Genomic DNA, 25,720 nt, shown 5'->3' with positions numbered 1-25,720 from the left:
CCCGCCGTCGCCGCCGCGTCCTCCGCGGGGACGGCGTGCAGGCGGGCGGACAGGCCGCTCAGGACCGCATCGACGGGCGCGTCGAGGATGTCGAGGGTGACGAGGCCCTCATCGGTGACGACGATGAGGGCCTCGCCGATCGGTGTCGGGTGCACCGAGTACGCGGGGGAGGTCATGCCTCCATGATGGCGTTGCGGGGATGCCGTCGACCGCCCGTCGAGGCGGGTCTGTGGATCGCGGGCCTCGGACGGGCGCGGGGGAGGAACCGCTGATCGGACCGGCGCGTCGCGCAGGGGCGGCAATCCCGCGAAACTCGGGGGTGCTGCACGCAACGCGCAGGTACGCCGCCTAAGGTTTCTCGTGTGTGGCGACCAGAGGGCAATGCCGCGGCCGGCGTCAGCGACGCCGAGCGCGAGGTGCCGGTGACCCCATCCGACCTCGAGCTGTCAGAACCGGGAGTCGTCGTGGGGCATGTCGCCGAGCCCGAGCGGCGCCGACTCCGGGAGGAGGCCGCCCAGCTGGGCGGGACCTCCACCCTCCTGCACTACACGGACGCCGGCGACGCGGGCATCGAGATCACCAACGCCCACCCCGGGAGCCTGCCGCAGTTCATCACCGGCCGCTCCACCCTCCTGTCGAACCTCTTCCGCGACGAGGTCGCCCTCCGCACCGCGCGCCTGGCCGCCGAGCGCATCGCCGCGAAGGACGTCGAGCTGCGCACGGCGCGGGGGCTGGACACCGTCCACCTCGCCGTCGGGATGGCATCCTGGCGGATCGGCGGCGTCAACTACACCGCCCCCGTGCTCCTGCGCCCCCTCGCGATCCGCCGGCACCACTCCGACTTCGACCTGAAGCTGCACGGCGCGTTCACGGTGAACCCCGAACTCGTCCACGCCGCCCGCACGCACTTCGGCCTCGACCTCGACGGCCGCGCGCTCGCCGGGCTCGCTCACGATGCGGGCGTCTTCAAGCCGCAGCCGGTCATCGACCACCTCCGCGCCCTCACGGCGCACGTCGACACGTTCACGGTGCAGCCGCGCCTCATCGTGTCCACCTTCGCCGACGTCGCCTCGCACATGGAGCGCGACAGCGGGTACCTCGACCACCCCGTGCTCAACGCGCTCGCCGGCCACGAGGCCGACCGCGAGGACCTCGCGCTCGTCCGCGGCGTGCCGGAGTACGTCAGCGCCGACGACCGGCCACCGGCATCCGATCGTCTTCTCCTCGACGCGGATGCCGAGCAGGAGGCCCTCCTCGCCCGGATCGTCGCCGGGCAGCTGCTCGCCGTGCACACCCTGCCGGGGACCGGCGGCACGCAGACGGTCATCAACGCAGTCGGCGAGCTCGTCCGCGCCGGCAAGCGCGTGCTCGTCGTGAGCGCCCGCCGGTCCACGCTCGAGGGCGTGCGGCACCGGCTCGGCAAGATCGGGCTCCCCGGCCTCGCCGTCTCCCCGAGCCGGCTGCACCGCGACCTCATCCGCGCCATCGCCCGCAACGAGAAGGCCGAGCAGCCCAAGGTCGCCGAGGTCGACGACGCGCTCGTCCGCCTGCGCACCGTGCTCCGCGACTACCGCGGCTCGCTGACCGGACGGCATCCGCAGGTCGGCGTCTCGCCGCTGGAGGCGCTGCGCACCCTCGCGACGATCGCGAAGACCACGCCGCAGCCGAGCGCGCAGACCCGGTTCGACCTGTCGACCCTGCAGACGCTCTCCACCCGCCGCGCGGAGGCCGCGACGGCGCTCGCGACCGCCGCCCGCCTCGGCGAGTTCCGCTTCGGCCCGGACGACTCGCCCTGGTACGGCGTCGCGTTCGCGACCACCGAGCAGGCGCGCTCCGCGCACGCCCTCGCCGGGCGCCTGCACCGTCACGAGGTGCCCGCGATCCTCGAGCGCGGCTACGAGCTCATCGGCCAGACCCGCATGCGTCCGTTCTCGACGGTCGCCGAAATGGGCCAGTACATCCGGCTGCTGCAGGGCATCCGCGCCTCGCTCGACCGGTTCAGCCTCACGGTCTTCGAGCGGCCCCTCGACGAGCTCATCCAGGCGCACGGCCCCCGCCGCGACACGGCCACGATGTCCGCGAGCAACCGCCGCCGCCTCAAGCGCCTCTCCCGGGAGTACGTCCGCCCGGGGATGCACATCACCGACATGCACGAGTCGCTCCTGCGCGTGCAGCAGCAGCGTGCGCAGTGGCAGCGGCTCGTCGAGGCCGGTGTCACGCCGGAGATCCCGCTGGGCCTCGACGACGTCGCGACCGCCTGGCAGCGCGTGGATGCCGACCTCGCCGACCTCGACCGTGCGCTCGGGCGCACGGAGGCCCTCGCGGGCCTCCCGGTCCCGCAGCTCGTGCGGACGCTCGCGGGCCTGGCCGCCGACTCCGACGTCTTCGACAACCTCGTCGAGCGCGCGACGCTCCGCGGAGAGCTCGCCGAGCTCGGCCTCGAGCGGCTGCTCACCGAACTGTCCGTGCGGCACGTGCCGGAGAGCCGAGTGGCGGCGGAGTTCGAATTCGCCTGGTGGCAGTCGGCCCTGGAGGCCATGCTCCGCACCGACCGCGCCCTGCTCGGCGCGAACACGTCCGTCGTCGACCGCCTCGAGCGCGACTTCCGCCTCGTCGACGAGGCGCACGCCGCCTCGGCCGGTCCGCTCCTGGCCGCCGAGCTCGCCACGCGCTGGAAGATCGCGATCGTCGACGAGGCCGCCGAGGCCGCGGCGCTGAAGACCGCCCTCCGCGGCGGGACCGCGACGGCGGCCGAGCTGATCGCGACGGCGCCGACGCTGCTGCGCACCCTCGCCCCGGTCTGGCTCGCCTCGCCCTACGAGGTGCCCGCGATCCCCGACTACCCCGACTTCGACGTCGTGATCATCGCGGATGCCGCGGCGATCTGCCTCGCCGAGGCCGCCCCCGCCGTGCGGCGGGCGCGCCAGGTCGTCGTGTTCGGCGACCCCGTGACCCAGAAGCCGACCCCGTTCCGCGTCGGCGCGGGCCTCGTGGCGCAGGAGGACGAGCCCGAGGTGCCGTTCGACGATACGAGCCTGTTCGAGCGGCTCGCCGACCTCATCCCCACCGCGAAGCTCACCCGCAGCTACCGGGCCGGCGGCGAGGACCTCGCCGAGCTCGTCAACGACGCCTTCTACGACGGCGAGCTGGTCTCCCTGCCCTGGGCCGGGTCGTACCTGGGACGCGGCAGCCTCAGCGTCGACTACATCGAGGGCGGCTCGGGCACCCCCGACCCCGTCACCGGCGCGGTCGAGAGCCCGGACGCGGAGGTCGCGCGCGTCGTGACGCTCGTCGTCGAGCACGCCGTGAACCGTCCCACCGAGTCGCTCATGGTCGTCACGGCCTCGACGCGCCACGTCGAGCGCGTCCGCGCCGCCGTCGCGGCCGCGTTCGCGGGCCGTTCGGACGTCGCCGACTTCGTCGGCCGCGACACCGCCGAGCCGTTCGCCGTCCTGGGCCTCGAGGAGTCGGTCGCGGAGAGCCGCGACCGCGTCATCTTCTCGCTCGGCTTCGGCCTCACCAAGCACGGCCGCGTCCTCAGCGACTTCGGCGACCTGTCCGGCCCGGACGGGGAGCGCCTCCTCACCGTCGGGATGACCCGCGCGCGCCGTTCGATGGTCGTCGTGTCCTCCATCCGTCCCTCCTCGTTCGACGACGGCCGGCTCGAGTACGGCGCCGCGACCCTGATGTCGATCCTCGGCGGCGTCGCGGCCCGTGCCCGCGAGTCGCGCCTGGAGGACCTCGCCGACCCGCTGACCCTCGCGCTCGCGCAGCAGCTGCGGGCCCTCGGCGTGTCGGTCGACGTCGACTACCGCGGCCGCCTGCCGCTCGTCGCGCAGTACGGGGGCAAGGCCGTCGTCGCGGAGAGCGACCCCGAGTCGACGGGGGAGTCGCTCCGCGAGGCCCTGCGCCTGCGCCCGCAGGTGCTGCGCCGCCTCGGCTGGCACTACATCCGCGTGCACGCGTTCGACCTCTACAGCGACCCCGCCGGCGTCGCATCGCGGGTCGCCGCGATCCTCGGGGTGCTGCCGCAGACGCCCACCGCCGAAGCCGAGACGCAGCCGATCGATGTCCCGTGACGAGCGTCAGCGGATCGTGCGGGTCCCCGGGGCTCGTCGCGCGCGCCTGACCCCTGCGCCCGGAACGATCGCGGAGCCGCTCGCCGTCGACGAGGCCGAGACGACGGATGCCCCGGCCGGCGCATCACGCGCGGCCGGGGCATCCGGACCCAATGACGAGCGCCTGCGGAACGACGTCCCGCCGCACTACTGAGGTTCGATCAGGGCAGGCGGGTCGTTCCCGGGGCGGGGGTTCCCGCCGCAGTGCCGTTCTGCTCGAGCAGGTCGCGGATCTGGATGAGCAGCTCCGCCTCGGTGGGCATCGGCTCCGCCTCCTCGACCACGCCGGCCTTCGCGGCCTGACGCTCCTTGAAGCGGTTCATCGGCACGACGAACACGAAGTACACGACGAGCGCGACGGCCAGGAAGCTGATGATCGCGGTGATCAGGTCGCCCAGCGGGAAGGCGACCTCCTGCCCGTAGATGCCGGTGAGCGTCGGACCGATGTTGCCGTTCTCATCGGGCTGGTAGAACAGCGCGACGATCGGATTGATGACGCTCGCCACGATCGCGTTCACGACCGCCGTGAAGGCACCGCCGATGACGACGGCGACGGCGAGGTCGATGACATTGCCGCGCATGATGAAGTCTTTGAAGCCCTTGAGCATGTCAGCTCCTTTCGTCAGCCGACTTCCGCCGGGCTACGATCCCGACGGTGCCGGCGAGGCCTTTGCCTCGGACTTCGATGATGACGCAGAAGACGAGGAGCCGCCAGCGCTTGACCCGCTCGTGCCCGAACCGGTACTCGCGCGGGAATCGGTGCGGTAGAACCCGGAGCCGTTGAACGTCACGCCGATCGAGCCGTACTCCTTGCGCAGGGGCCCGGCGCACACGGGGCACTCGGTGAGGGTGGGTTCGGAGAAGGACTGGGTCGCGTCGAAGCGGTGTCCGCACTCCTTGCAGGCATAGGCGTAGGTGGGCATGGGTCCTCGGGTGATCAGTGGGTGAGCGAGACGGTGCGCGTCGGGGTGACGACGCCGTCGACGGGCTGGTCGTGCAGGTCGCGGGGGACCTCGTCGACGAGTTCGGAGTCGAAGATGACGGCGTAGACGGGCGGGCACTGCTCCATCGAGCCGATGGTCTTGTCGAAGTAGCCGCGTCCCCAGCCCAGGCGCATGCCCGTGCGGTCGACGGCGGCAGCGGGGATGACGAGCAGGTCGACGTCGTTGACGGCGAGCGGGCTCAGCACATCGGCGACGGGCTCCGGCATCCCGAAGATGCCCTCCGTCACGTCGGCATCCGCCTCGGCGACCGCCCAGTCGAGCAGGCCGTCCGCGCGCGTGATCGGCAGCAGCACCCGGATGCCGCGCTGCACGGCATCCCGGATGAACTCGCGCGTGCCGGGCTCGGTCGTCGTCGAGAGAAAGCACGACATGGAGCGCACCCCGAGGTCGTCGACGAGCCGGTCCAGCTGCGCCTTCACGCCCTCCTCGGCGGCATCCAGCGCGGCGGCGGAGCGCTGCTGTCGCCGCTCCCGGAGATCGGCGCGCATCGCTCGCTTCGCGTTGTCGATGCCGTCGGTCATGGGTCCGATTGTAAGCGGCGCCGTGCGCCGGTCGGCGTCACGCATCAGAACGCGGCGGCGCGGCGTGGATAGAGTGAGGGGCATGCCTCACTCGCGCATCAAAGCCGTCATCCCCGCAGCAGGCCTGGGCACCCGGTTCCTGCCGGCCACGAAAGCCATGCCGAAGGAGATGCTGCCGGTCGTGGACAAGCCGGCCATCCAGTACGTCGTGGAAGAGGCGGTGCAGGCCGGGATCGAGGACATCCTGATCATCCTCGGCCGCAACAAGAACAACATCTCCAACCACTTCGACTCGGTGCCGGAGCTGGAATCCCGCCTCACCGACAAGGGCGACCTCGACCGGCTGCGGAAGGTGCAGGAGTCCAGCGACCTCGCCGACATCCACTTCGTGCGCCAGGGCGAGCCCAAGGGGCTCGGTCACGCGGTGCTCCGCGCCCGCGCACACGTCGGCGAATCGACGTTCGCCGTCCTGCTGGGCGATGACCTCATGGACGAGCGCGACCCGCTCCTGACGACGATGATCGCGGAGAACGAGCGCACCGGCCTCACCGTCATCGCACTCATGGAGGTCGACCCCGACCAGATCCACATGTACGGCGCGGCGGCCGTCGAGGCCACCGACGACCCGGATGTCGTGAAGGTCACGGGGCTCGTCGAGAAGCCGAGCAAGGAGGACGCGCCGTCGAACTACGCCGTCATCGGCCGGTACGTCCTGACGCCCGACGTCTTCGACATCCTGGAGCGCACCGAGCCCGGCAAGGGCGGGGAGATCCAGCTCACCGACGCCCTGCAGGAGCTCGCCGTGACGACCGGCGTGCTCGGTGTCATCTTCCGGGGACGTCGCTACGACACCGGCGATAGAGTGGATTACATCAAGGCCATCGTGCAGCTGGCAGCGGACCGGGAGGATCTCGGACCCGACCTGCGCCCGTGGCTGAAGGACTTCGCGTCGCGGCTGTGACGGCGCTTCGCCGAAGGGGACGTGCATGGATCTGACGGTTCCCCGCCGGCACGGGCCGATCTCCATCCGGCTCGTCCGGCAGCGCGACGCGCGGCCCCTGCAGGACGAGCTCCTCGGCAACCGTTCCTGGCTGCGCCCGTGGGAGGCCACGAGCCCCGACGGGCCGGTCTCGTTCGACATGAAGGTCGGCATCCGCCGGCTGCTGCAGCAGTACCGCGACGGCGGCGGCGTGCCGCTCGTCATGGAGTACGACGGCGAGATCGCCGGGCAGCTCAACGTGTGGGGGATCGCGCGCGGCTCGCTCGCGTCGGCGACGATCGGCTACTGGGTCAGCGAGCGCTTCGCCGGCCGCGGCATCACGCCGACGGCCGTCGCCCTCGCGACCGACCTGTGCTTCAGCGAGCTGCGCATCCACCGCATGGAGATCTGCATCCGCCCGGAGAACCAGGCGAGCCTCCGGGTCGTGGAGAAGCTCGGCTTCCGCTACGAGGGGCTGCGCCGGCGCTACATCCACATCGACGGCGACTGGCGCGACCACTACGCCTTCGCCCTCGTCCGCGAAGAGGTGCCCGAGGGCGTGCTCGAGCGCTGGGTGTCCGGGCGGGCGCCGATCGATGCGGCGGCCATCCCGCCGGCCGACCGGCCCAGCGCGAGGTAGCGCCGAACCTTCGAGTTCGACTCGAACTTCAGACACGCGGGCGGGTGCGGGGTTCGCGGGGCCTCGGGGACATACCGTGGACCGCATGGGTGGGCAGGTTCTGGGTGGCGGCGTGGTGGTGCTCGTCGCCGTCGTGCTGTGGATGGTCTATCTGCTGCCGTCCTGGCACTCCCGGCACCAGTACAACGCCGCCGAGCGCAACGCCGTCCGCCTCAACCAGGCGCTGCGCGTGCTCGCCGAGACGAGCCAGACGCCCGACGAGGTCCGGCTGGAACTCAACGCCCGCACCGCCCTCGCCCAGCAGAAGCTCGCGCGTCGCGCGCAGGCCGAGCGGGAGAGCGCCGAGCTCGAGGGCGCCCGCGCCGAGCTGGAGACCGCCCGCGCCGAAGCCGAGGTCGTGCGCGCCGAAGCCGAGATCGCCCGCGCCCAGGCGCGCGCCGAGGCCGAGATCGCGCGCGCCCGCGCGGCCGCCGGGGCCGCCGCGGCGCGCGAGCGCGCCGCCGCCGAGGCCGCGGCCGCCGCATCCGCACCCGCCGTGCGCCGCGCCCGCGCCCGGCGCCGGGCCCGCCTGATCTGCACGCTCGTGGGCATCGCCGCCATCGGTTTCGCCGGATGGGGCGCCGTCATCGTCGTCACCACCGGGTCGCAGCTGCTGCTATGGGCCGGCGCCGCGGTCGCCGTCGCCTGCGGGGGGATGCTGCAGCGGATGTCGACCGTGCAGCGCCGCGCCGCCGGACGCGTCGTGGCCGTCGCCGACGGCGCGCAGCGGTCCGCCGCCGCGGTGCAGGACGTCGCGCTCGGGTCGGAGCGCGAAGCCTGGACGCCCCGCGAACTGCCCCGGCCCCTCACCGCCTCCGCCGGCTCCCGCGCCGCCGCCGTGCTCGATGCCGCCGCCGCCCGCGAAGACCTCCGCCGCGCCGCCCTCGACGAGGCCATGCGCGAGCGCGCCGAGGCGGCCGCCCCGCCGTCGCTCGACGAGGCCCGCCGCACCCGCGCGGCCGCCGCCGAGCCCGACTTCGCGGCCATGGGCCGCGTCGACGACGCCGAGATCGAGGCGCACGTGCGCCGCCTGCTCGAGCGCCGCGCCTCCGGCCAGTAGGCCGCCGCAGACGGCATCCGGCGTGAAGTCGAGGGCTGCAATCGTGATAGTGTTTTCGAGGTTCACGGGCCTGTGGCGCAGTTGGTAGCGCGCTTCGTTCGCAATGAAGAGGTCAGGGGTTCGAATCCCCTCAGGTCCACCGGAGAAAGCCCCCGCTCGTCGGGGGCTTTCGCGTTTCCCGGGCCGGAACTCACATTCGGTCACAGCGGACTGTGAGGAAGACGTTCGACCGGGGTAACCCAATGCGCGCCCCCGCCGAAACACCCTGCTCGTAGCGTCGCCTGCACGACTTCATCGCTCGACCCCGGTCGACGATCGGCAGGAGGCCCCGTGTCAGACATCCTCTCCCCTCTTCGGGAACGCATCGTGGTGGTGGGCGCCGGCATGGTGGCGCACCGCTTCCTTGAGAGCCTCCTCACCCGCACGGACGCCGATCTCGACGTCACCCTCATCGGCGAAGAGGGCCGCCACCCGTATGACCGGGTCGGGCTGACCGGCTTCTTCGGCGGGCGCGGCGACGACGAGCTGACCCTGGACCCCGTCCACATCGACACCGACCCGCGCGTGCGGTTCCTTCCGGGCGACCCGGTGCGGCGCATCGACCGTGCCGAGCGCCAGGTCGTCACCCAGTCCGGCGAGGTCGTCGGGTACGACCGGCTGGTACTTGCGACGGGGTCGTACGCGGCCCGCCTCGCCGTCGACGGGTTCTCCCTTCCCGGGTGCTTCGTCTACCGCACCCTGGGCGACGTCGCGGGGCTGCAGGCGTTCGTCGAGACCCGCTCGCGCGAGCTCGGCCGGCCGCTCACCGGGCACGTCATCGGCGGCGGCCTGCTCGGCCTCGAAGCGGCCGGCGCGCTGCAGCAGCTGGGCGTCGAGGCCACCGTCGTGCAATCCAGCGACCGCCTCATGTCGGCGCAGCTCGACCTGCCGGCCGGCACGGCGCTCGCACGCCTCATCGAAGCCCGCGGCATCCGCGTGCGCACCGGCGCCCTGACGACCCTCCTGACCCCCGACCGCAGCGGCAGCGTCGCGGCGCTGGAGTTCCGCGACGGCAGCCACGCCGCAGCCGACGTCGTCGTCTTCACGGTCGGAGTGCGTCCGCGCGACGAGCTCGCGCGCAGCGCGGGGCTGACCTGCGACCCGCGCGGCGGCGTCGTCATCGACGAGCGCTGCGACACCGACGACCCCGCCGTCATGGCGATCGGCGAGGTCGCGAGCTTCGGCGGCATGGCGGTCGGGCTCGTCGCCCCCGGCTACGCGATGGCCGAGGTCGCGGCCACCCGCATCCTGGGCGGCGAGGCGACCTTCGACGGCTACGACCTGTCGACGAAGCTCAAGCTCACCGGCGTCGACGTCGCGAGCTTCGGCGACGCGTTCGCCGAGACCCCCGGTGCCCTCGACGTCGTCTACGCCGACCCCGCGGCCGGCGTCTACAAGAAGCTCGTCCTCTCCGACGATGCGAAGACCCTGCTGGGCGGCATCCTCGTCGGCGACGCGTCGGCGTACGGGTCTCTCCGGCCGCTGCTCGGCACCGCGCTCGGGGCCGACCCCGCGGCGTTCCTCCTGCCCGAGGGCGGCGTCGAGCTGCCCGGCGGCGACCTGCCCGACGAGGCGATCGTGTGCTCCTGCTCCGCCGTGACCGCGGGACGCATCCGGCATGCCGTGCACGAGGAGGGCTGCACGGATGCCGGCGGCGTCAAGGCGTGCACGAAGGCCGGCGCGACGTGCGGCTCGTGCGTCGTCGCGGTGGGCAAGATCGTCGGGCGCGAGCTCGGCAAGATGGGCAAGACCGTCTCGCACGCGCTCTGCGAGCACTTCGACCTGTCGCGGCGGCAGCTCTTCGACGCCGTCCGCGTCTCGGGTCTCACCACGTTCAGCGCCGTCATCGAGCGGTTCGGCCGCGGGCGCGGGTGCGATGTGTGCAAGCCCGCGCTCGCCAGCATCCTCGCCGTCCTCACCGGCACCCACGTGCTCGACGGGGAGAACGCGACGCTGCAGGACACCAACGATCACGTCATGGCGAACATGCAGAAGGACGGCACCTACTCCGTCGTGCCGCGGATGCCGGGCGGCGAGGTGACCCCCGACGGACTCATCACGATCGGCGAGATCGCCCGCGACTTCGCGCTCTACACGAAGATCACCGGCGGCCAGCGGGTGGACATGTTCGGGGCGAGGCTCGAGCAGCTGCCCGACATCTGGCGACGACTCGTGGATGCCGGCTTCGAGTCGGGCCACGCGTACGGCAAGTCCCTCCGCACCGTGAAGTCGTGCGTCGGCTCGACGTGGTGCCGCTACGGTGTGCTCGACTCGGTCGGGATGGCCGTGCGCCTCGAGCTGCGGTACCGCGGCCTCCGGGCACCGCACAAGCTCAAGCTCGGGGTCTCCGGGTGCGCGCGCGAGTGCGCCGAGGCGCGGTCGAAGGATGTCGGGGTCATCGCGACGGAGAAGGGCTGGAACATGTACGTCGGCGGCAACGGCGGGTACTCGCCGCGGCACGCGGAGCTCCTCGCCGAAGGTCTCGACGACGACGGGCTCATCACGGCCATCGATCGCTACTTCATGTACTACATCCGCACCGCCGACCGCCTGCAGCGCACCGCCCCCTGGATCCAGGAGCTCGAGGGCGGGCTCGACGAGCTGCGCGCCGTGATCTTCGACGACAGTCTCGGCATCTGCGCCGACTTGGATGCCGCGATGGCCGGGCACGTCGAAGGCTACGAGGACGAGTGGGCCGCGACCCTCGCCGATCCGGAGAAGCTCCGGAGGTTCGAGTCGTTCGTCAACGCACCGACGACACCGGACCCCTCTTTGGCGTACGTCGCCGAGCGCGGGCAGGTGCGCCCGGCGACCGAGGACGAGCGGCGGTCCGAGGCCGTGCTCATCGCGAGCACGACCCTGGCGGTCCGGCGATGAGCGCGGTGACGGCCACCCGGACCTGGGTGCGGATCTGCGCGATCGGCGACCTCGAGGTCGAGCGGGGGCGCGCCGCGCTGCACGGGGATGTGCAGGTCGCGCTCTTCCTGCTCCGCGACGGGACGGTGCACGCCGTGTCGAACCGTGACCCCTACAGCTCAGCCCAGGTCATCTCACGCGGTATCGTCGGCACGAAAGGCGACGCGCCCACGGTCGCGTCGCCCATGTACAAGCAGGTCTTCGACCTGCGGACCGGCAGCTGCCTCGAGGCGCACGGCAAGGACCCGCGACCCCTGCAGGTCTGGCCCGTGGCCCGGCGCGGCGATGACATCTACCTGCGGTGGGAGGAGTGAGATGACCACGATGCTCGGAGTCTCCCTCGCCGGCCGCGACGTCCTCATGGTCGGCGGCGGTCCCGTCACGGCCCGCCGTCTGCCGCGCTTCCTCGCCGACGGGGCGCGGGTGCGCATCGTCGCGCCCGAGCTCGCGCCGGAGACGCGCGCTCTCGTCGAGGCGCACGGCCTCGTCTGGTCGGCCCGCCGGTTCCGGCGCGCCGACCTCGCCGGCGCGTGGCTCGTGCACACCGCGACCGGTGATCTGCGGGTCGACGTGGCCGTCGCCGCGGCCGCCGAGCGCCGCCGCGTGCTGTGCGTCAACGCGTCCGACGGCGCGCACGGCAGTGCGCGGCTCACTGCCCAGACCACCTCGGGCGACGTCATCGTCGGCGTCGTCTCCGACGCCGGCGTCGACCCGCGACGCTCCGCCTCGGTCCGCGACGCCATCGCGCTGCTGTTCGCGGGCGGAGCCCTGCCGCTGCGGCGGCGCCGCAGCGGCGCGCCCGGCCGCGTCGACCTCGTCGGCGGCGGCCCCGGCCCCGTCGACCTCCTGACGGTGCGAGCCCGGCGCCTCATCGCCGAGGCCGACGTCATCGTCGCCGACCGCCTCGGTCCCGCCGCCGAGCTGCTCGCCGAGCTCCCGGCGGACGTGCTCCGCATCGACGTCGGCAAGGAGCCGGGCTCGCACCCCGTGCCGCAGGAGGAGATCAACGAGCTCCTCATCGCGCACGCCCGGGCGGGCAAACGCGTCGTCCGGCTCAAGGGCGGCGACCCGTTCGTCTTCGGCCGGGGCGGCGAGGAGGTCCTCGCGTGCGTCGCCGCCGGCATCCCCGTCGACGTCGTCCCCGGCACGAGCAGCGCGATCTCGGTGCCGCAGGCCGCCGGCATCCCGGTCACCCATCGCGGGACCGCGATGGCGTTCCACGTCGTCAACGGCCAGGCCGAGGTCACGCCCGCGACCCTCGCCGCCCTCGCCGACGACGCCGTGACCACCGTCATCCTGATGGGCGTCCGCGCGCTCCCGCGGATCGCGGAGGCCGCGCGGCGAGCGGGCGTCGCGGAGGACCGGCCCGTCGCGATCGTCGAGAACGGGCACACGCCGAGTCAGCGGACGACCCACACGACCCTCGGGCGCGCCGCCGACGAGGCCCGCGCCGTCGGGGTGTGCAACCCCGCCGTGATCGTCGTGGGCGACGTCGCGCGGGCCGGGTTCCTGCTCCCCGCCCCTGCGTGGATCGGAGAAGCCACCCGGTGACCGAACGCGAGCCGCTGTCGGCGGCGCTGCAGGGCTGCACGATCGTCATCGCCGTGGATCGGCGTTCGGGCGAACTCGCTGCCGCTCTGGAGCGACACGGCGCGCAGGTGCGCGCGGCGCCCGCGCTCACGATCGTGCCGCACATCGACGACGCGGCACTCCTCGAACGGACCCGCGAGCTCATCGCCGACCCGCCGGACATCGTGGTCGTGTCGACGGGCATCGGGTTCCGCGGGTGGATCGAGGCGGCCATCGAGGCCGACCTCGTGACCGGCCTGACCGAGGCGCTCGAGGGCGCGCAGATCGTCGCACGCGGACCGAAGGCGCGCGGCGCGATCCAGCAGGCCGGGCTCACGGCGGACTGGGTCGCCGAGTCGGAGACCTCCGCCGAGCTCGGCGAGTATCTCGTCGCGCAGGGCATCGCGGGTCGGCGCATCGCCGTGCAGCACCACGGCTCGGGCGCGGACGGCCTCGACGAGCTCTTCGCCGGCCACGGCGCCGACGTCGTCAGCATGACGGTCTACCGGTGGGGCCCGCCCGCCGACCCGGATGCCGTGCGCCGCTCGGTCGCCCAGACCGCGTCCGGCGAGGTCGACGCGGTCCTGTTCACCTCGGCCCCCGGAGCGTCGCAGTGGCTCGCGGAGGCCGAGCGCGACGGCGCGCTCGACGCCATCGCGCGGCGCTCGCAGACCGGCCGGCTGCTCGTCGCGGCCGTCGGACCGATCACGGCCGGCCCGCTGCAGGATGCCGGGCTGCGCACGACGATCGCCGAGCGCGGCCGCCTCGGCTCGCTCGTCCGCTGCGTCGTCGGATACTTCGGCGGCGGCGGCGCCCCCATCCAGGAGACCGTCGGCGGCCGGCTCGAACTGCGCAGCGGGGGAGCGGTGCTCGACGAGCGCTTCGTGCCGCTGTCGCGGTCGGGCGTCGAGCTGCTCGGGATGCTGTTCGACGCGGCCGGCAGCGTCGTGCCCCGCGAGCGGCTGCAGAGCTCGCTCTCGCGCTCGGCGCCCAGCACGCACGCCGTCGAGATGGCGGTCGCGCGGGTGCGCGAGGCGCTCGGCGCCCCGGACGTCATCAAGACCGTCGTCAAGCGCGGCTACCGCCTCAACGTGCGGGGCGACGGATGACGACGCTCGTGGCCTGTTCGCACGGCACCCGCTCGCCCGTGGGGCGCCAGGTCGTCGCCGCGATCGTCGAGGCCGTCCGCGCCGAGCTGCCCGACGTCGACGTGCGCCCCGCGTTCGTGGACGTCGAGGAGCCGGAGGTCGGCGGCGTCGTCGCCGGCGTCACGGGCCCGCTGGTCGTCGTGCCGCTCCTCCTCTCCCGCGGGTACCACACGGGGGTCGACATCGCGCGGGCCGTGGGTACGCGTGCGGATGCCGTGCAGACGGCGCCGCTCGGCCCGCATCCGCTCATGTCGGAGGTGCTGCTCGCGCGCCTCGCCGAGACCCTCGGACAGGACGGCCTGCGGCCCGGCGACCACCTCGTGCTCGCCGCCGCCGGGTCGTCCGAGGCCGTCGCCGCCGTCGACGTCGAGGCGACCGCCGCCGACCTGCGGCGGCACGTCTCGGTGCCGGTGTCGGTCGGCTTCGCCGCCGGCGCGACGCCCCGGATCGGCGACGCCGTCGCGCAGGCCCGATCGGACGGTGCCGCGCGGGTCGTGTGCCTGAGTTACGTCCTGGCGCCCGGGCACTTCGCGGACGTCGTGCGCGCCGCGGGCGCCGACCTCACGACCGCGCCGCTCGGCGCCGATCCGCGCATCGCGCGCATCGTGGTGGACCGCTTCGCGGCGGCGCTGCGGGAGTTCGGCCGGGTCTGAGACCCGTGCTCGGCAGCGGCACCTCGGCGCACGGGAACGCCCCCGCCGACGAGTCGGCGGGGGCGCGTTTCCGGGGGGGGGGTCAGGGCTGCGAGACGAGCTCCGGGGCCACGGGCGCGACGGCCGGAGCGTCCGCGGCCTTCGGACGCCGGACCCGCACCGTCGGGATCCGCGCCGGGGCCGTGCGCCCGTGCGTGGCGTACATCGTCGCGGCGACGAACGTGATGCCGCCCACGAGGTTGCCGATGACGGTCGGGATCTCGTTCCACAGGAGGTAGTCCCAGAGCGTGAAGTCGGCGCCCAGGAGCAGCCCCGACGGGAACAGGAACATGTTGACGATCGAGTGCTCGAAGCCCATGTAGAAGAAGAGCATGATCGGCAGCCACATGCCGATGACCTTGCCCGCAACGCTGTCGGACATCATCGCGGCCACGACGCCGGTGGACACCATCCAGTTGCAGAGGACGCCGCGGATGAACAGGGTCAGCATGCCGGCCGCGCCGTGGTCGGCGTACCCGATCGTGCGGCCGTGGCCGATGTCGCCGATCGCCTGGCCGACGGGGCTGGGCTCGGTGGAGAAGCCGTAGGTGAAGTAGATCGCCATCAGGATGGCGACGAGGAACGCGCCGCCGAAGTTGCCGAGGAACACGAGGCCCCAGTTGCGGAGCACGCCGCCGATCGTGACGCCGGGGCGCTTGTCCACCCACGCGAGCGGCGCGAGGGTGAAGACGCCGGTCAGCAGATCGAAGCCGAGCAGGTAGAGCAGGACGAATCCGACCGGGAACAGCACGGCCCCGAGCAGCGGCTGGCCGGTCTGCACCGAGACCGTGACCGCGAACGCGGCGGCCAGTGCGAGGATCGCGCCGCCCATGATGGAGCGGATGAGGGTGTCGCGGGTGGACATGAAGATCTTGGACTCGCCGGCATCCACCATGCGGGTCACAAGTTGAGCGGGCTTGACGTAGGACATCTGGGCCTCCAGATCGGTGACGCATCCGAGTGAGTGGGCTTCAGCATCCCTCGCGTGCGTTTCCGGCGGCCGTTCGCGGTGTTGCACCGCGCGAACACTCCGCTCACATCCGACAGGACGCGCCGGTGAGAAGAGCGCGCCCGGCCGCCGCGCAAACCGCAGGACCGAGTGTGACGGACGGGGCGCATGAGCCTCTGGCGTCACAGGGGTCACACCCGGTCCTGCCGTTTGCACCGCGAGGCCGCGGGATGACCGGCCGCGGCTGAATCGGCCTGCGACGTAGCCGAGGGCGCGGGCTGGCGAGGGCGGCGCCGGCCGCCGCGCAAACCGCAGGACCGAGTGTGACGGACGGGGCGCATGAGCCTCTGGCGCCCCAGGTGTCACACTCGGTCCTGCCGCTCGCAGCCCACCGAGTGCCGCAGGTGTGGCGCGCAGGGCGGCGGCCCCCCGACCACCGCCCTGCGCTGTCCCCAGTACGTCAGTGCGCGTGCGCCGGCTCGCGCGTGTCGGTGCCGAGCCGCTGCGCGGCGAGGGACTCCGCGGCCGCGAGCGGCGTGATGCCGCGGGCGTCCGCGTCGTCGAAGATCCGCCGCACCGTGTCGCCGATGCCCGCGACGCGGGCCATGATCTCGTCCCGCGACGCGAGCTGCTTCGCGACGAGGTCGAGGTAGAGCACCCCGCCGGCGTTGACCACGAAGTCGGGTGCGTACAGGATGCCGCGAGCGGCGAGGCGCTCGGCACCGGCGTGCTCGGCGAGCGGGTTGTTCGCCGGACCGCACACGGCCTTCGCGTCGAGGGCGTCGATGACCTCGTCGGTGAGGAGACCGCCGATGCCGGCCGGCACGAAGACGTCGGCCGGGACGAGGTGCTCGGTCCCGGGCTCCGCCCACTGTGCGCCCAGCTCGACGGCGAGGTCGCGCTTGAGCGGGTTCACGTCGGTGACGGTCAGGACGGCGCCCTCCGTCGACAGGCGCACGGCGAGGCGGCTGCCGACCTGGCCGAGCCCGGAGATCGTGATGCGGCGACCCGCCGGATCGGGCGATCCGGTGACGCGCTCGAGGGTGGCGCGCAGCGCTTCGTACACACCGAGGCTCGTAGGGCCGGCGGGCTCGCCGGATCCGCCGACGGCGTCGGGGAGCCCGACGACGTGCTCGGTTCGCTCGCTGACGACGAGCATGTCGTCCGTCGTCGAGCCGACGTCCTCGGCCGTGCGGTACAGGCCCCCGAACGACTCGACGGCGTCGCCGAGGTCGAGGAACGCGGCGCGGCGGCTCGCGGCATCGAGTTCGGTGCCCTCCGGGAGGCAGATGACGGCTTTGCCGCCACCGGCATCCAGCCCCGCGGCCGCGTTCTTCAACGTCATGGCCGCGGACAGGCGGAGGGCGTCGCCGATCGCGTCGCTGTAGTGCGGGTACGTCCACAGGCGGGCCCCGCCGAGCGCGGAGCCGAGGACGGAGGAGTGCAGCGCGACGATGATCACGAGGCCACTGCGTCGGCCCGTGATCACCTCCACGCGCTCGTGGGTGAAATCGGGCAGGGGCAGGGTGTGCGTCATCGCGTTCCTTCTTCGGCGGCCTTGTGGGCGCTGCGCTGCGGAGGCCGCGGCGTTGCGGGCTCCGCATCCATTGTGCCCCAGCGGGGCCATAACGTCACGGGCTCTAGGCTGATCGCATGACCGCCGCGCACCTCCCGACCCGCAGCCGCCTCGTCCACGATTCCCTGCGCGCCGCCGGCATCACCGGTGAGATCGTCGTGCTGCCGGATGCCGCATCCACGGCGCCGCTCGCCGCCGCGGCGCTCGGCGTCGAGGTCGGCGCGATCGCGAACAGCCTCGTGTTCTGGTCGGACGGCGAACCGCTCCTGGTGATGACGAGCGGCGCGCACCGCGTCGACACCCGCGCGCTCGCCGAGCGGCTCGGCCGCGGCTCCATCGCCCGCGCGAGCGTCGAGCAGGTGCGCGAGGCGACCGGGCAGGCGATCGGCGGCGTCGCGCCGACCGGCCACCCGGCGCCGCTCACGACGATCGTCGACGAGGACCTCGCCGGCTACCCGGAGATCTGGGCGGCCGGCGGCACGCCGCACACCGTGTTCCCGCTCACGTTCGACGAACTCGTGCGCCTGACCGGCGGGACCGTCGGCAAGGTGGACTGAGCGGGCTCAGCCGCGCTCGAGGATCGCCCGCCAGTCGTGCGGGACGCGCCCGCGCGGCCCGGGCGACGGCTGCGACTCCGGACGGCTGCGCGGCGGGGCGAGCTCGGGGCCGTCGACGGTCTCCCCGTCGACGTAGTCCCAGAACCAGTCCTCGCCGGGCTCGAAGCTCTGCATGTATCGGTGGCCCGTCGACGCGAAGTGCGCGGTCGCATGGCGGCCGAGCGACATGTCGCAGCATCCGATGTGCCCGCACTGCGCGCAGCGGCGCAGGTGCACCCACCAGCCGTCCTGTTCGTCGCATTCGGCGCACCCCGTCCCGGACGGGGGGACGGCGGTGTCGAAGCCCTCTGTCATGATGTCCTTCCGGGTGGGGCGGGGGTCATACCGAGGCCAGCGCGCGGTGCACGGACGCCACGGCGCTCGAGCCCTCGCCGACCGCCGCGGCCACGCGCTTCATCGAGCCGCGGCGCACGTCGCCGGCGGCGAAGACCCGCGGCGTGGAGGTCTCGAACGGGAACGGCTCGCGGCCGAGGCCCTGCCAGCGCTGCAGCGACTGGACGGCGATGTCGGTGCCGGTGCGGATGAACCCCTCCGCATCGCGGTCGAGGGTCGGCAGCCAGGATGTCGCCGGGTCGGCGCCGATGAAGCAGAACAGGCCCCGCGCGGAGACATCGCCGACGGAGTCGATGCGCACCGTCTCGAGCGACTCGGCGCCGTCGAGTCCCACGACGCTCGCCCCGGTGTGGATGCGGACGCGCGGCTCCTCGCCGAGACGGTCGGCGAGGTAGGACGACATGCGGGTGCGGATGTCGGTGCCGCGCACGACGAGGTCGACGGCGCAGCCGTTCGCGGCGAGGTACAGGGCGGCCTGACCGGCGGAGTTCGCCCCGCCCACGACGACGACCCGCGACCCGGCGACCTGCCGCAGCTCGAGGGGCGTCGCGGCGTAGTAGATGCCGGCGCGCTCGAAGTCCTCCCAGCGCTCCAGGTCGAGGCTGCGGTACGCGGCGCCGGAGGTGATGATGGCGGTCCGGGCGCGGATGAGGCGGCCGTCCGACAGGGTGACATCCAGCTCGCGGCCGACCGGCTCGAGCCCGACGGCCTCGCACGGGGCGTACACGCGGACGCCGAACTTCAGTGCCTGCAGGGTCGCCTGCCCGATGAGGTCGGCTCCGCTCACGCCGAAGGGGAACCCGAGGAAGTTCTCGATGCGCGACGTCGACGCCGCCTGCCCGCCGGGGGCCACGGCATCCAGCAGGACGGTGCTGAGCCCCTCGGACGCGCCGTAGATCGCGGCGGCGAGACCCGCGGGACCCCCGCCGACGACGACGAGGTCGACGACCTCGTCGGCCTGCGCCTGGTAGCTCAGGCCGAGCTGCTCGGCGACGATCCCCGGCGTCGCGTGCGGGATCGGCTCACCCTGGATGAACGCGATCGGCAGGTCGGCGGCCGTGAAGTCGTGGCCGGCGAGCGTGCCGAGCTCGCCCGGCGGCAGGGCGACGGCCGCGTGCACGAGGTCGAGGCGCTCCGCGAAGCGGCGGAGCGCGAGGAACTCGTTCGAGGTCGTCGAGCCCACGAACTTGAGGGTCATCGCCGCGGGCCCGCTGCGCAGCGACTCGCGCCGCGCCCAGAGGGCGTGCAGGATCAGGTCGCACAGCTCGTCGTCCTCGTTCATGACGTCGCGGAGCTGCGTCCGGGACACGCGGATGACGCGGCCCGGCTGCGTCACGCGGGCGGTGAGGAAGGCGCTCTGGCCGTTGAGGAGGCCCAGTTCGCCGGCGAACGTCCGCGGGCCCATCGTCGTGATGACGGCCTCGCCCACCCAGCGCATCGCGTCGCGGACGATCTCCACCTCACCGGACTCGATGAGGATGAGGTCGTAGTCGGACTGGCCGGCTTGGAACACGAGGTCTCCGGGCTGGACGTCCTGCGGGGTGCCGGCGGCGGCCAGCCGCTCCCACTGGGCGTCGGTGAGGGTCGGTGAGATCACCGGGTTCTTCTCAGCTTCCATGGCAGACAGGCTAGTGACCTGTGGACGCGTCGGGGCCGCCCGCGGTGGACTGCAGGGCGCGGATGAGCGACTGCGCGTCGTACGGGCCGGTGTGCCGCCGGCCGTTGACGAAGAAGGTGGGGACGGAGGTGATGCCCATGGCCTCCGCGTCGAACATGTCGTCGCGGACGCGGGAGGCCACCTCGGGGGAGACGAGGTCGCGCTCGAACCGCGCGACGTCCAGGCCGAGGTTCTGCGCGAGCCGGATGATGTCGGTGGGGCGCTGGTTGTCCTGGTCGGCGAACAGGCCCCGTTCGAACTCGAAGAACCGGCCCTGCATGGCGGCGGCTTCCGACGCCTCCGCGCCGGCGAGGGCGTTCGGATGCTGCTGGACGAGCGGGGCGTGCCGCCATACGTACCGCAGCTGATCGCCGAGCTCGTCGTGGACCTCCTGGATCGAACCGGATGCCTTGAGGCAGAAGCCGCACTGGAAGTCGCCGTACTCGACGATCGTGTAGGGCGCGTCGGCGGGGCCGTACATGTGGTCGCGGGCCGGGTCGACGGGACGCACGAGCGTCTGCCCCGTGTTGAGGTCGGGCCGCAGGGCGTCGGAGATGCGGAAGACGATCGTCGCGAGGACGAAGGCGATGACGGACGCGGCGAGGACGCCGACCCGCGCCTCGTTCTGGGCGGCCGGGTCGTCGATCGCGAGGTCGATGATGAACAGCGAGATCGTGAAGCCGATGCCGCAGAGCGCGCCGCCGCCGGCGATCCGGTCGAGCGTCAGCCCCGGCCCGAATTCGCCGACGCGCAGCAGCTTCAGGACGCTCGTGGACCCCAGCACGCCGACGAGCTTGCCGACGACGAGCCCCGCGATGATGCCCCACGTGAGCGCCGACTGCGCGGCGGCGGTGAGGATCTCCGGGCTCAGGACCACGCCCGCGTTCGCGAGCGCGAACAGGGGCAGGATGACGTACGCGACGTACGGCGCGTAGGCGGACTGCAGTCGCTCGTTGATGGAGATGGACTCGCGGAGGCTGTTCGCCGCCGCCCGCGCGTACTCCGAGCTCGGTGACTGGCGGAACGTGCGCGCGAGTTCGAGGGCGTGCTCGACGTCGCGCCGGTCGGGACGGTACACGGGCACCAGCAGGGCGATCGCGACGCCGGCGAGCGTCGGGTGCACGCCGGAGGCCAGGAACGCGAACCACACGATGATCGCGAGGGTCGCGTACACCGGGCCCCGCCCGCCCCGCAGGTACCGCGTCGCGTAGACGCCCGCGAGCCCGAGGGCGGCGACGATGAGCGGGTAGGGAGTGAAGTCCCCCGTGTAGACGAGCGCGATGATGCTGAGCGCCCCGATGTCGTCGACGACGGCGAGGGCGAGGAGGAAGACGCGGAGGCGTCCCGGCACCCGTGGGCCGATGAGCGCGAGGGCGCCGACGAGGAACGCCGTGTCGGTCGAGATCACGACGCCCCACGCGCCGACGTGCCCGGACGGGGCGGCGATGAGGACGAACAGGAGGGCGGGGAGCGCCAGCCCCGCGATCGCGGCGATCACGGGGACCATGGCGCGCGACCAGCTCGTGAGCTCGCCGATCGCGAACTCCCGCCGCACCTCGAGCCCGACGGTGAAGAAGAAGATCGCCATCAGTGCGTCGTTGACGAGGGCGTGCAGGGTGAAGTCGAGCTGGATGTCGCCGACTCCGACGGTCAGGTGCGTCTCCCAGAACGCCGCGTACGACCCGGTCGCCAGGTTCGCCCAGACGATCGCGGCGGCCGTCGCGATGAGGAGGAGGAGCGCGCCGATTCGGTTCTGGCCCATGGCGGAGATGCGGGCGGCGATGGAGGGGCCACGGCTCTCGTGGGTGTGGGTGCCGGACGTCGGCTGTTCGAGGATCGACAGTTCCGTCATACGAGTGGGAACCCTTCGGGAGGCGTCGGGATTCCGCCCAGTTTCCACCCGGGGCGTCCGCGCCCGCAACGATGCGGCCGAGACGCCGGTCAGCCGCGTGCGATCGCGAGGCACGCGACCGCCGCGGCGGCCGACCACGCCTGCGGGCGGCACGCGGCCGGGTAGGGCGCCGGGGCGGGGGTCAGCTCGGCGGAATCCCCGGCGTGCAGCTCCGGCATCCGGTACCCGAACGCGTCGGCGGCGGCGAGGAGACCCTCCACGAGCACGCGGGCGTCGTCGCGGAGCCCGGCCCGCGCCATCCCGCGCGCGACGATCGCGGTGTCGTGCGCCCACACGCTGCCGCCGTGATAGCTCAGCGGCCAGTAGCCGGCGCCCCGCGTCGACATCGTGCGGAGTCCGAAGCCGGAGCTCATCGTCGGACCCGTGAGCAGAGCGGCGACCTCGGCCTCCTGCGCCGGGTCGAGGATGCCGGTGCCCAGCAGATGCCCGATGTTCGAGGTGAGCGTGTCGACGCCCTTGCCGTCCCGGCCCAGCGCGATCGCCGGGTAGGTGCCCTCCTCGGTCGTGACCCAGAAGCGCTCCTGGAAGCGCGTGCGCAGCGCATCCGCCCACTCCCGCACGTCGTCGGCGCCGTCGCGCCCGAACCGCTCGAGCAGGTCGGCGCCCGCGTGCGCGGCCTCGTAGGCGTAGCCCTGCACTTCGCAGAGGGCGATGGGTCCTGCCGCCAGCGCGCCGGTGCGCCACTGGATCGAGTCGCCGGAGTCCTTCCAGCCCTGGTTCGACAGGCCCCGGCCGGTCTCGTCGACGTACTCCAGGAAGCCGTCGTCGCCCGCGCCGGCGCGCATCCACCCGAGCGCCGCTTCGAGCGCGGGCAGCAGCGCGCGGACCTCGTCCTCCGCCATCCCGGCGCCGGCGGCCTCGCCGAGGAGGCAGACCCAGAGCGGCGTCGCGTCGACGGTGCCGTAGTAGCGCGGCGGCAGGATGATCCCCTCGCCGGGCATGCGCAGCTCGCCGGCGCGGAGCTCGTGCAGGATCTTGCCGGGCTCCTCGGCCGTGGCGGGGTCCGTCGCCCGGCCCTGGAGGCGGGCGAGGACCCGCAGGGTGGATGCCGCGATCGCGGCATCCACCGGAAGGAGGAGGCGGGCGGCCCACAGCGCATCGCGGCCGAAGAGGGTGAGGAACCAGGGCGTGCCGGCGGCGAGGAACTCGTCGTCGGGGTGACCGGGAAGCGTGAGGCGGAGGGCGTCGAGGTCGGACAGGGCGCGGCGCACCCACCGGGCCAGGCGCGGGTCGGTTCCGGGGTCGGGCGGCCGCGCCGCCCAGGGTGCGGGGGCGGCGGCGGCGCGGACGACGAGGGACGGGTCGGCCACGACCGCGGACCAGGCGACCTCGACCTCGCCGCGCGGGGGGCAGGTCAGCATCCAGTCGATCGTGACCTCGGCGTCGGCGGCGACACGGGCGCCGGACGCTGCGATGCGCATGCGGGCGCCGCCCGCGTCGATGTCCACCGCGTCCGGCGCGTCCCCGCCGCGCGTCGCCGTCCACGTCGCGGTCGGCGTCGCGCCGGCCTTCACCTCCTGCAGCGGCGCGAAGTCCGGGGTGAGGCGCAGCCGGAGGCGCAGCGCGAGCGGCTCGGCCAGGTGCGAGCGCACGGTGAGGCGTTCGTCGAGGCGCCCGTCGGCGACCGTCCGCACGCGCTGCAGGCGCACCTTGGGGTCGGGCCAGTCGTCGTCGACGGCGCGGAGGACGGCGTCGAAGGCGACCTCGGATGCCGTCCGCTCCGCGAGCGCGATCCACTCCGGCGCCGTCTCGGTCTCGTCCTCCGCGCCCCCGTAGGTCAGCGCGGTCGCCCGGAGGAACCGGGTGTCGCCGTGGTAGAGGCCGTCGATCGCGTGCCTGCCGAGCTCGCCGTCCCGCCCCGACCACACCTGCGTCGGGGCGCGGAGGGCGACGATGCCGTCGGAGAGGAACGGCTGGAGCCCCCCGGTCATCCCTTGACCGCCCCCTCCGACGTGTTCATGATGCGCTTCTGGAAGATGAAGAACATCACCGCCACGGGGATCGTCATGAGCGCGGCCGCCGCGAGTTTCAGGGGATACTGCGTCCCCGAGCTGAGCTGGCCGGAGGCGAGGCTCGCGACACCCTTCGTGAGGGTCGTGAGCTCCGGCGACTGCGTCGAGACGATGAAGTGGTTCAGCTCGTTCCACGAGCCCTGGAACGACAGGATGATGATCGTGATGAGCGCGGGCCGCGCCATCGGGAGCACGACCGACCAGAAGACGCGGAAGGCGCCGGCGCCGTCGATGCGCGCCTGCTCCTCGACGGACACGGGGATCGACTCGAAGAAGTTCTTCATGATGAACACCCCCGCCGCGTCCACGAGCAGCGGGAGGATCATGCCGGCGTACGAGTCGTAGAGCCCGATCTGCTTGAGGACGAGGAAGCGCGGGATGAGCAGCACCACCGCGGGGACGGCCATGACGCTCACCACCATCGCGAACACGGCGGCGCGGCCGCGGAACGTGAGGCGCGCCAGCGCGTACCCCGCGAGGGAGACGAAGAACACCCGGCCGAGGGTCACCAGCACGGTCACGATCGCCGAATTGAGGAACCAGAGCGGGAAGTCGCTGTTGACGAAGAGCCGCTCGTACGCCGCCACCGTGAAGGTCTGCGGGAGGAGGGAGATCGGGTTGGACGCGGCCTCCTGCTCGCTCTTGAACGACGTCGCCACCTGCACGAGGAACGGGTAGATGTAGACGAGCGCGAGAGCCGCGAGCATGACGTACAGCAGCACCTGCGCGACGACGGTGTTCCGGGTGAACCGCCGCCTGCGGCCCCGAGGGGCGGGTGCGGCCGGGGCGGGCGGCGCCGCGGCGGGCGCCTGTGCGGTGTCGGTCACGACCGGACCCCCTTCGCCTGGTAGACGGCCGCGCGGCGCCGGGAGACCGGCCGCTCGCGCAGCGCCCAGCGCTGGAACAGCGTGAACACGATGATGATGAGGAACAGGATGAAGGCGATGGCCGCGCCGATTCCCCAGTCCTGGTTCTGGAACGCCGACGTGAAGGACAGGTACGCCGGGGTCACCGTCGTCTTGGCTGGGCCGCCGGAGGTGCCGGTGTAGATCTGGTCGAAGACCTGCCAGCATCCGATGAGCCCCAGCGTCACGACGGTGAACAGCGTCGGCCGCAGCTGGGGGAGGGTGATCCGCCAGAATCGCTGCCAGCCGCTCGCGCCGTCCATCATCCCGGCCTCGGTGAGCTCGTAGCCGACGTTCTGCAGCGCCGCGATGAACAGCAGCATGAACGTGCCGCTGGTCGTGAAGACGGCCATGAAGATGAGCGCCGTCATGGCGACCGACGGGCCGGCGAACCAGTCCCACCAGGACAGGCCGAGGAAATCGTTCTGCGTCAGCACGTCCGGTCCGCTCGTCACGCCCAGGCCGCTGAGCCCGACGTGCACGATGCCCTTCGGCTCGTTGAACCAGTTCGGGCCGTCGCCCCCGAGCCGCGCGATGACGGCGTTGATGGGGCCGGTGGTGCTGAACAGGAACAGCCACAGGACCGTGATCGCGACGGAGCTCGTGACGGAGGGGAAGTAGAACGCGGTGCGGAAGAACCCGCGGCTGCGGAGGATCCGGCGGCTCACGAGTACGGCGAGGAAGAGCGAGAGGGCGGTCTGCAGCGGCACGACGAGCACGACGTACCACGCGTTGTTGCGCAGGGCGATGCCGAAGTCGCGGGTGCGCAGACCCCCGTCGGTCGTGATGGCGGCGTAGTTGTCGAGGCCGACGAAGCTGACCTCCGGCGACAGCGGGCTCCCGCGACCGGACCAGTCCGAGACGGAGACCCACAGCGCCATGATCACGGGGAAGAACAGGAACACCCCGAGGATGACGACGACCGGGGCCACGAAGAGCCACCCGGCCGCGCCCTCCCCGCGGCGGATGCCGCCGAAGCGGGACCTGCCGCGGGGAGGTGCCGGCACGGCGGCCGGCGTCATGGTGGTGGTCAT

General features: G+C 72.9%; 22 protein-coding genes and 1 tRNA gene. 12 read left to right on the top strand and 11 right to left on the bottom strand.

Annotated elements, in window-relative coordinates; all coding sequences use genetic code 11:
* Positions 1-362: 362 nt before the first annotated feature.
* Both MSA03_RS12935 and MSA03_RS12930 read left to right on the top strand, forming a co-directional pair.
* Positions 363-4,079 carry an AAA family ATPase gene (locus tag MSA03_RS12935; RefSeq protein ID WP_147051313.1) on the top strand — a complete coding sequence of 1,239 codons (3,717 nt, stop codon included), beginning with the start codon at positions 363-365 and terminating at the stop codon, positions 4,077-4,079.
* Complete coding sequence (locus MSA03_RS12930) at positions 4,069-4,272, top strand: hypothetical protein (RefSeq protein ID WP_147051312.1); 204 nt, start codon at positions 4,069-4,071, stop codon at positions 4,270-4,272. Before MSA03_RS12935 ends, MSA03_RS12930 begins: the two co-directional genes overlap by 11 nt.
* A gap of 7 nt (positions 4,273-4,279) precedes the next feature.
* On the opposite strand, the gene mscL is transcribed toward MSA03_RS12930, so the two are convergent.
* Genes mscL through MSA03_RS12915 form a run of 3 tightly spaced genes read right to left on the bottom strand, consistent with a single transcriptional unit; the run spans position 4,280 to position 5,643 of the window.
* A complete protein-coding gene (gene mscL / locus MSA03_RS12925) occupies positions 4,280-4,726 on the bottom strand; it encodes a large conductance mechanosensitive channel protein MscL (RefSeq protein ID WP_147051311.1) in 447 nt (148 codons plus the stop codon).
* 33 nt (positions 4,727-4,759) lie between these two features.
* Positions 4,760-5,041 carry an FmdB family zinc ribbon protein gene (locus MSA03_RS12920; protein ID WP_147051310.1) on the bottom strand — a complete coding sequence of 94 codons (282 nt, stop codon included), beginning with the start codon at positions 5,039-5,041 and terminating at the stop codon, positions 4,760-4,762.
* A 14-nt stretch (positions 5,042-5,055) separates the two neighbouring features.
* On the bottom strand, positions 5,056-5,643 hold the full coding sequence (locus tag MSA03_RS12915; protein WP_147051309.1) for a 5-formyltetrahydrofolate cyclo-ligase: 588 nt from the start codon (positions 5,641-5,643) through the stop codon (positions 5,056-5,058).
* Between the two features lie 82 nt (positions 5,644-5,725).
* Here MSA03_RS12915 and galU point away from each other — a divergent pair, with 82 nt between their 5' ends.
* From galU to MSA03_RS12870, 9 genes are all read left to right on the top strand, one after another.
* A complete protein-coding gene (galU, locus tag MSA03_RS12910) occupies positions 5,726-6,604 on the top strand; it encodes a UTP--glucose-1-phosphate uridylyltransferase GalU (protein WP_147051308.1) in 879 nt (292 codons plus the stop codon).
* Positions 6,605-6,629: 25 nt separating this feature from the next.
* Entirely contained in the window at positions 6,630-7,262 is a 633-nt protein-coding gene (locus MSA03_RS12905) for a GNAT family N-acetyltransferase (RefSeq protein ID WP_147051307.1), read from the top strand.
* Positions 7,263-7,347: 85 nt separating this feature from the next.
* Positions 7,348-8,361, top strand: coding sequence for a large exoprotein (locus MSA03_RS12900; RefSeq protein WP_147051306.1), 1,014 nt, complete (start codon positions 7,348-7,350; stop codon positions 8,359-8,361).
* A gap of 66 nt (positions 8,362-8,427) precedes the next feature.
* Positions 8,428-8,500: transfer RNA gene (locus MSA03_RS12895), tRNA-Ala, on the top strand.
* A 191-nt stretch (positions 8,501-8,691) separates the two neighbouring features.
* A complete protein-coding gene (nirB, locus tag MSA03_RS12890; RefSeq protein ID WP_261798690.1) occupies positions 8,692-11,277 on the top strand; it encodes a nitrite reductase large subunit NirB in 2,586 nt (861 codons plus the stop codon).
* On the top strand, positions 11,274-11,630 hold the full coding sequence (nirD, locus tag MSA03_RS12885) for a nitrite reductase small subunit NirD (RefSeq protein ID WP_147051305.1): 357 nt from the start codon (positions 11,274-11,276) through the stop codon (positions 11,628-11,630). Before nirB ends, nirD begins: the two co-directional genes overlap by 4 nt.
* A gap of 1 nt (position 11,631) precedes the next feature.
* Positions 11,632-12,867 carry a uroporphyrinogen-III C-methyltransferase gene (gene cobA / locus MSA03_RS12880; protein ID WP_147051304.1) on the top strand — a complete coding sequence of 412 codons (1,236 nt, stop codon included), beginning with the start codon at positions 11,632-11,634 and terminating at the stop codon, positions 12,865-12,867.
* Entirely contained in the window at positions 12,864-13,994 is a 1,131-nt protein-coding gene (locus MSA03_RS12875) for a uroporphyrinogen-III synthase (RefSeq protein WP_147051303.1), read from the top strand. Before cobA ends, MSA03_RS12875 begins: the two co-directional genes overlap by 4 nt.
* Positions 13,991-14,686, top strand: coding sequence for a sirohydrochlorin chelatase (locus MSA03_RS12870; protein WP_147051302.1), 696 nt, complete (start codon positions 13,991-13,993; stop codon positions 14,684-14,686). Before MSA03_RS12875 ends, MSA03_RS12870 begins: the two co-directional genes overlap by 4 nt.
* Positions 14,687-14,768: 82 nt before the next feature.
* On the opposite strand, the gene MSA03_RS12865 is transcribed toward MSA03_RS12870, so the two are convergent.
* Both MSA03_RS12865 and MSA03_RS12860 read right to left on the bottom strand, forming a co-directional pair.
* The gene (locus MSA03_RS12865; RefSeq protein WP_147051301.1) at positions 14,769-15,656 is read right to left on the bottom strand and encodes a formate/nitrite transporter family protein; all 888 of its coding nucleotides are present in this window, start codon (positions 15,654-15,656) and stop codon (positions 14,769-14,771) included.
* Positions 15,657-16,134: 478 nt separating this feature from the next.
* Positions 16,135-17,211 (bottom strand): Glu/Leu/Phe/Val dehydrogenase family protein, encoded by a 1,077-nt coding sequence (locus tag MSA03_RS12860; protein ID WP_147051300.1) that lies wholly within the window; start codon positions 17,209-17,211, stop codon positions 16,135-16,137.
* Positions 17,212-17,327: 116 nt separating this feature from the next.
* Here MSA03_RS12860 and MSA03_RS12855 point away from each other — a divergent pair, with 116 nt between their 5' ends.
* The gene (locus MSA03_RS12855) at positions 17,328-17,807 is read left to right on the top strand and encodes a YbaK/EbsC family protein (RefSeq protein WP_147051299.1); all 480 of its coding nucleotides are present in this window, start codon (positions 17,328-17,330) and stop codon (positions 17,805-17,807) included.
* Between the two features lie 6 nt (positions 17,808-17,813).
* Here MSA03_RS12855 and MSA03_RS12850 read toward each other — a convergent pair whose 3' ends face one another.
* From MSA03_RS12850 to MSA03_RS12825, 6 genes are all read right to left on the bottom strand, one after another.
* Positions 17,814-18,161, bottom strand: coding sequence for a UBP-type zinc finger domain-containing protein (locus MSA03_RS12850; protein WP_147051298.1), 348 nt, complete (start codon positions 18,159-18,161; stop codon positions 17,814-17,816).
* Positions 18,162-18,186: 25 nt separating this feature from the next.
* The gene (locus MSA03_RS12845) at positions 18,187-19,818 is read right to left on the bottom strand and encodes an FAD-dependent oxidoreductase (RefSeq protein ID WP_147051297.1); all 1,632 of its coding nucleotides are present in this window, start codon (positions 19,816-19,818) and stop codon (positions 18,187-18,189) included.
* Positions 19,819-19,828: 10 nt separating this feature from the next.
* A complete protein-coding gene (gene nhaA / locus MSA03_RS12840; RefSeq protein WP_371863107.1) occupies positions 19,829-21,619 on the bottom strand; it encodes a Na+/H+ antiporter NhaA in 1,791 nt (596 codons plus the stop codon).
* A gap of 179 nt (positions 21,620-21,798) precedes the next feature.
* Positions 21,799-23,700 (bottom strand): glycogen debranching N-terminal domain-containing protein, encoded by a 1,902-nt coding sequence (locus MSA03_RS12835; RefSeq protein WP_147051295.1) that lies wholly within the window; start codon positions 23,698-23,700, stop codon positions 21,799-21,801.
* Positions 23,697-24,488: a carbohydrate ABC transporter permease gene (locus MSA03_RS12830; protein ID WP_231478601.1), complete on the bottom strand. Its 792-nt coding sequence runs from the start codon at positions 24,486-24,488 to the stop codon at positions 23,697-23,699. The genes MSA03_RS12835 and MSA03_RS12830 overlap by 4 nt, the downstream gene beginning before the upstream one ends.
* 116 nt (positions 24,489-24,604) lie before the next feature.
* On the bottom strand, positions 24,605-25,720 hold the full coding sequence (locus MSA03_RS12825; protein WP_147051293.1) for a carbohydrate ABC transporter permease: 1,116 nt from the start codon (positions 25,718-25,720) through the stop codon (positions 24,605-24,607).

It is taken from the genome of Microbacterium saccharophilum (genome assembly GCF_007992455.1).
GTDB classification, from domain to species: domain Bacteria; phylum Actinomycetota; class Actinomycetes; order Actinomycetales; family Microbacteriaceae; genus Microbacterium; species Microbacterium saccharophilum.
This window is presented reverse-complemented; position numbering and strand designations above follow the sequence as displayed.